Genomic DNA, 6,735 nt, shown 5'->3' with positions numbered 1-6,735 from the left:
ACAAAAGATTCTAAAGAGAGCTTTACCCAAACTCTCCAAATATTCCTAAATAACAGCACCCTAACACTCTTAAACTATTCCCTCCTAGATTCTAGTCTCAATATTAAGTTAGAATGCAACTCCAAAGAATCTCAAGCAATATTAGAGAGAGAAAAAGAGCAAAGAAAGCAACAAAAGCAAGAATCTCAAACTAAAGATTCTACATCTCAATCCACCTCTATGCTTCACCCAATACTAGAAGATAATGAAGTCAAATGTCCTCATAATGGAGTAGTAAAGCTAAAAAGCAATAAAGGTAAATCTTTTAAGTCTAAAGGCATACCTATGATTTTAGAATCTGATTTATTACATAGCTCTATCATAGGTTGCACTAATCCATTGCTAAGTGGAGGACCTTGCACTATGGTAGCTACTATACTTCCAAATGCAAGAGGATTAAAAAAGTTTAATGATGATTATCCTATTATGCAAGATTTAGTCTCTAGTGGTGTAATGAGTGATAAAGGCTTTCCTCTTATTTGCACACCTAAAGAAAATACTTTTAGGATAAACTCCCCTAGTCCTAGTAATACTAAAGATACAAGTAAAGAAGCATTAGCTTCAGTGATAAGACTTACTAAACCAAGTATGAGATTGCGTTATAAAATAAATACACTTCAAAGAGATAATCTGCCTATATATAGACTAAAGCTTAATGGTGAGATTATAGAATCTAGTAGTGATGATGAGGCGCTGAAAAGTATAACTCTTGATATACATAAGGATACTAAAGACTTAGATTCTACTATAAAGCTAGATAAGAGAGCATATAGCTCACAATCTACACATAATACTACTACTCATAATAATACAAACACTACAGACAACAATGCTACAGATTCTACTACTTCATTACTATCCTTACTCCTTAAGGATTATCCTAAATACTATGAGTTTAAAGAGATAGATTTACAGCTAGATACTAATCTTTTATCACTTATACTCATTATCCCTAAGAAAATCCCTAAAGTCTATGATAAAGCATATAAAGAGTATGAATATAAAGATTATGGTGTAGGGAGGTTTCAGTATGTTTATAGGTATTGTGAATGTAGGGAATTAGAAGTAAAGAATAATGACTATACTAATATAGGACTACATGGAGATGCACTCACACAATATATCATTACTCTCCTCACTCCAGCTAAAGCAAAGAAAATAGAAATACATTTAGCTAATGGAGTAGATTCTATGACAGAATCTAAAGATGATGTGGATTCTCATATCTTAAAGTGTAGTGTCATCAATGGAGGACATAGTGAGAGATTGTGGGGAGATATATGAAACTACAAGGATACTTGGTGTATAATGCAGGATAAAATGGTATAGTGATATATGACACTAAAGATATATGCAAAAATGCTATGAGCGGTGTTGAAAGGCAAATTATGGAGGAGAATGTATGCTAATACATACTAGAAAAGAGCTTTTGAGGGAGATTGAAGCCTTACTAAAGCCAAAAGATGGATACTCGATAAGCAAAATTGATTTTATTTGTCCAAATTTTAATTATTTTAATTATCTTTATGCAAAAACACAAAACGATAATATACCTCCAAAGAATATTGACATTTTTAAAAAGATTATCCAAGAACTTAAATCCTTGCAAAATAAAAATACTAGTGTAGAAATTACTATTCATACATTTAATGAAATTGATCAAAATATGAACTTGGCAGTTTTAGAAAAGCAAAAATATATAAGATATTTAGAATCTTTTGGGGATCAATTAGTTTCACATTCTCCCAAAGGAAAAAATTGTATTACAATCAATTCATATCATTATACAGATAATCCGCTAATTAAGCTCATTCAGCAATTTAAAAACCAAACTAATAACAAAAATGTAGAAACACTGAAAGATTTATTTGAATCTCTTGATAAGGATAAATTACGAAATGCGAATTTTCAAAGCTTAAAGGAATATATGAAAAATTATATTAACAATATTGATGAATCTAAGCTTTTTACAGAAAAAATTAAACCTTATTTGAATGATAGTTTCAAGCATTCTTTAGAATCATTGATTGAGCATATAAAAAAACTCTTGGAAAATAAAGACAATGATACATGGAAGATAGCTATTAAACTTGTATTTGATGTTGCAATAAACATACCTTTATTATCTAACCCTTATAGCCTTGCTATAGGTATCGTGGGGATAGGTGCTAGTGTGGCTTTATTTATGGATGAGTTTAATGAACTACAAAATAGAGAATATCAACACCTTCTAACTCCTTTGGCAAATTTATTGGCAACAGAATTTGGTATGTTTATAGGTTATGCAAATACTCATCTTTTAACTTGTGCCTTGATTATTAATAAAAAAGAAATTTTAGATATTTCTTCATTTAATATTGATGTTATGGCTCATTCATCTTGTATAGAATCTAACCTCGCTTATAAGGCTTCTATACCCAATGGTGAAATAGATATAGAAAAATTTTTCTTACAAAGTCACGATCAATCTAATTCATTTAAATTGTTTAATAATACTTTTGATTCAACCCTCTATCTTAATCATAAAGCTAGCAATAGTATATATCCAATTCTTAGTAAAAGTATTGTAGGTTTTAATCATATTTCTTATATAGAAAGTCCCTACTTTAATTCTGCCAAACTAGCCGAATCATTTGCTAATAAGGAGAATAAAACAATCACAAATATGGGTAAAAATTATCTTATTATCACTAATGCCCCAAGCAAACATAATGCAAAACTCACAGAGGTAATCACTGAAACTATAGCAAATAATCATATCCAAGATAAACATAGGAATGAGATAGGATTTACATATAATGAACGACAAAATACTTACAATAGTAGCAGAGATTATAGCAATTATGCGATACAGATAGAAGCTGACAATGATAAACCATTTATCTTGCAGCTTTCTCCATTTGTGAAAATCACAAGAAATAAATATAATGAATTTAAAGAATCTTATACAAAATTGCTTGAATTAAATACTCAGTTAGACGAAGCACAAAGTAAGTGGAATATATTACATATAACACATAGCGATAATGAAGGGATTAAAAATGATATAAATAAATTATATACTGCAAATGATAATATATATAATTACAGATATATCAACCAATTCTTTAAAAATAATGAAGATAAAAAAAGTATTATAGAAAAAGAAAAAGAACTTACAAAAGAGTATTTAACAATGTTGCAAGATTTCTCTCAAAATATTTTCAACAATATAAACAATATGGCAAACAAACAACAATTAAAAACAAGTGATATATCAATAATGTTTTTGAAGGTAGCACTATCCCTGCATCACACAAAGAAACTTTTTCCTCATATAACAATTATAACAGATAAAGGAGTGTGCGTAATAAACTATCTTGATACAAAATACGAGATAAAGTGTCGTTATCTTGAGGGTTATAATAATATATTTGTAAAAATCTATGATTATTTACAATCAAATACAAATATACCTGTTGATGAAATCAAAACATCACAATTTTTTCAAGATTTAGAAAAACAAATAGACAACCAAGAATCTTTAGAATACCCTAAAAAAATAGAGCTTAATGGCAAGGTAAAAACAATTAATAATTTTGACGAAGAACTTACATTTTTGTATGGTGATGAATACTTGAAAGATAGGTATCAGTATAAGATAGAAGAAATTGTAACCATTTCTTTTTACAACATATTAGCTTGCACTTGTCCTTTTATCAACTTTGCTCTTGATGATAATTATATAAAAATTATGGAGCGTATAATTAAATTTATGGTTACACAAGCTACGCAAGGGTTGGATCAGGCTATACTTGATATGTTAGGTGTGTTTCATTTGACCAAACAAAAATTTTTTCCAGATGAGAGCTATGTAGAATTAAACAATAACAAAAAATCTATTAAAGAAGGAGGGGAGAAAATTAAGCAAACTACCAAAGATTATGCTATTACAGAACTAAGACTAACAAAAAAACAATTAGCGCATTTTGAAGCAAAATCAGCTATTATCACAGGGATAAAGCAAAAATTAGATAACCAAAAAGAACTTAATCTCTCTAACCTAAAATCATCTATCAAACAACATTTAAAAGCTAAAGGAAGTATAAATGCAATAGATGAGAAATTTATAGATAGAATGTATTTTTATTATGATGGCTCAAAGCCCCATCAAAGCTATCTTGTCGGTAAAAATCAAATTCTTAAAATTATAGCCGATGCAAAAAACCTCACATATACAAAAATAATAAAAGAAGTTAAAAGCAATATGGCTCAAATGGCAAGGGAAGCTGTATTCGTCATAGCATTAGAATTAATTTTTCCAAGTAATTATGACGCCATAAAACAACAATACGATAATCTTATATATAGGTTTTATACATTCAAGTATGATGCACCATATGCCTTAATCAAAGATGATTTTGTAACCTATCCTATGGTTGTAAATGCTAGATTTATGAGCTTTGATTTAAAAAAACTTTTTTATGGTATTAATCTTTGCACAGGAGTATTTCATAATCATCTAAGTTTTCATTATGAGTTAGATGCAAAATCAGAAGAAAGTCATCATTTTGCTTTGAAACGATTGCTTGGCTATCTCATCATTGATGAAATGCGAAGTGAAAAGCGAGATTCTGCGAATCTTATCAGCGATGAAGTGTTTTTTAATGATGATTTTACAATATCACTAGATAATATCCTAAAATATCAAGTGCCAAAAGAGAGTAGCTTGTATCGGAAGTTTAAGGATTTGGAGAGAAAAGGGGTAGCATCAGCCATTGATGCGTATAATGAAGCTATAAGCATACTTGCTGATTATGCAGACTATTATTTTACTTATACAAGAAAAGTCAATGATAAAGGTATAATGTTAAGCTATAAAGAAGATAAGAATAAAGCAAGAAGATTTTTAGAATGTCTCAATACCATAGGACAAAACAATATTAGGGCTTTATATGTGGGGATAAACGATAAGGAAAACCTAAACAATCCATCGCCAACACCACATATTGTAGGAACAGATGTAGGTGAAGATAAAAACAAGGAGAAATGTCCTAAACTCATAGGTAGACTAGCCACTACGATAATCATAGAAGATGGACTATGGTTAGGCTAGATTTTATAAACCAAAATATAAGGAGAATATGTGAGTGATACTTATCAAATCTACACACCTAATGCACTGGCATTGCAAGTTGATAAAAGCACAAATAAAATTCATTTTACCCCTAGAAATGATGTGAAAACAGGTAAATACACAGAAGCTTATTCTAAAGCTCTTATAGAAGCTTGGCAGATAATGGAGGAGGCAAAGAAAAAGTATAAACCTAACTATCTAGACCCCACAATAAGGACAGGACAGCCTTCTACTCTATTAGAATTTAGAGAAATCCAAAAGCTTTATTATAAAGACCCTATAAAAGGAGCGATAGCCCCTTGGACTAAGAGCGAAAAAGCATATTATGAATCTCTAAAGACAAAAAGAGAGAGATATCAATATCTTGTTATTAGAAGTGGCTTAAGAAGTGCAGTCATAGATATACCATTTGATGCCATAGGTGGAGTAGATGAGAATGGCAGAGTGATAAATCCAGAACATGAAGAGATATTTTATGAGGTAGATAAAAATAAAGATACTTTAAGATCTGAATTTTTTGCAACAGAATGGGGTATAGCGGCGGGGATACTAGGGAATCCAGAATATTTTGCTTCAGATTTAACAGGCTTTAGTGCGCGATATGTGCAATCTACAATATTATACATTCAACTCAATCCAAAAATAGATTATAGAGGTATATCAAAGCCAATAGAAATGTATGGAAAAGATTATTTGGGGAGTTTTAAAACGGGTATAAGAAAAAACCCTTTACGCAAACAACAGCTCACTGCCCTAGCTAAGAAAATAAAGCCAGATAGATTTGGTATGCTTCCATACATTGATGAGATAATGGGGGTGGATTGGGTAATGGATTTGAATATACACTATGGATATTCAGTAGATGAAAATGGATTTACTATTGAAAGACTCAATGATGAGATATATGAAGGCAAACTGCTAGACCCTAGAGATCCTAAAGCTACCGAACAAACAAGAAGAGAGTTTAAAGAAAGCATGGGAAAAATAAGCTTTTGGAGGTATGATGTTGATTTAAATAATGAACGGACGCAGCAATCAGCAGATTTGTATATAGATACTATGCTTTTAGAAGCCAAAATCATGGCAGCAACTCCCCCTCAAGGCTATCCTAATGCTCCTACTTACTATATCCCAGAGTATTTAGAAGAGCTTTATAAAGATGGTAAGTTTGATGTTAAGCTAGACCCTAGAATCCCAGCAATGTATAGAGAAAGCTTCCCAGCAGAACTAAGAGAAAAGATACTAGCTTATGCTAAAAAGCATAATATTAAGGACTAAAGAAGCAAAGCATAATCCTGTGATAGCAGTAAGATTGCAAAGTAATAAAGGTAAAAGCTTTAAATCTAAAGGCATACCTATGATTCTAGAATCTGATTTAATCAACTCTAGCATAGTAGGTTGCACTAATAATATCGCAGGTGTTCCTACTCCATGCACTCTTATTTCTGTAATACTCCCTAGTGCTAGAGCATTAAAGAAATATAATGATGATTATCCAATTATGCAAGATTTAGTTAATGGCAATGTCTTTAGTGATAAAGGATTTCCTATCACTTGCACACCTAAGCCTAATACATTTA

The 6,735-nt window shown here is 30.6% G+C and carries 3 protein-coding genes and 1 pseudogene; all 4 read left to right on the top strand.

Features of this window, described 5'->3' with window-relative positions; genetic code table 11:
* On the top strand, positions 1 to 1,323 hold a 1,323-nt coding region (locus C6H17_RS12650), incomplete at its 5' end, for a hypothetical protein (RefSeq protein WP_199768875.1).
* 118 nt (positions 1,324 to 1,441) lie between these two features.
* Positions 1,442 to 5,134, top strand: coding sequence for a hypothetical protein (locus C6H17_RS11920; protein WP_005219887.1), 3,693 nt, complete (start codon positions 1,442 to 1,444; stop codon positions 5,132 to 5,134).
* A gap of 30 nt (positions 5,135 to 5,164) precedes the next feature.
* On the top strand, positions 5,165 to 6,433 hold the full coding sequence (locus tag C6H17_RS11915; protein ID WP_005219886.1) for a hypothetical protein: 1,269 nt from the start codon (positions 5,165 to 5,167) through the stop codon (positions 6,431 to 6,433).
* A pseudogene (locus tag C6H17_RS11910) lies at positions 6,405 to 6,735 on the top strand (hypothetical protein); the annotation flags it as partial. The gene C6H17_RS11915 and the pseudogene C6H17_RS11910, both read left to right, overlap by 29 nt.

The organism is Helicobacter rappini, from assembly GCF_900198625.1.
Lineage (GTDB): Bacteria > Campylobacterota > Campylobacteria > Campylobacterales > Helicobacteraceae > Helicobacter_A > Helicobacter_A rappini.
The sequence above is the reverse complement of the archived record's forward strand: the minus strand, read 5'-3'. Positions and strand labels throughout refer to the sequence as shown.

Coding starts and splice junctions, on each gene's coding strand:
- C6H17_RS11920 (WP_005219887.1), top strand. CDS start 1,442: ATGCTAATACATACTAGAAAAGAGCTTTTGAGGGAGATTGAAGCCTTA.